This window comes from Flavobacterium sp. JLP (assembly GCF_015350755.1).
In the GTDB taxonomy this organism is placed as follows: Bacteria; Bacteroidota; Bacteroidia; order Flavobacteriales; family Flavobacteriaceae; genus Flavobacterium.
Genome location: NZ_JADKPS010000028.1, coordinates 1 through 315 on the forward strand (window position 1 = coordinate 1; position 315 = coordinate 315).

The 315-nt window shown below is 45.1% G+C and carries 1 protein-coding gene; it reads right to left on the bottom strand.

Annotated features, from left to right (window positions below; translation table 11 throughout):
• Positions 1 to 315 (bottom strand): hypothetical protein (locus IRZ83_RS19455; protein ID WP_228520738.1); only part of this gene is annotated, 315 nt, incomplete at both ends.

Sequence of the window (315 nt, forward strand, 5' to 3'; positions counted from 1 at the left end):
ATCCTTAACAATAGCATCAAGGGTTGTGATTGACCCTGCCTGTCCAGGTACCCCAGGAACTCCAGGAATTCCATCCAAGCCTTCATTATTAATTTTAACCCAGTTCGGTGATTTTGATGCCCATTCAGCATCACGCCCTGCAACTGTGTTGTCTTTTCCTACATAAACATAGATATCTCCTTTTGGATCTCTTATAATAGCATCAAGGGTTGTGATTGAACCTGCCTGTCCAGGTGCTCCGGGAACTCCAGGAATACCATCAGTTCCATTTTCCCCGTTGATCTTAACCCAGTTAGGTGATTTTGCAGCCCACTC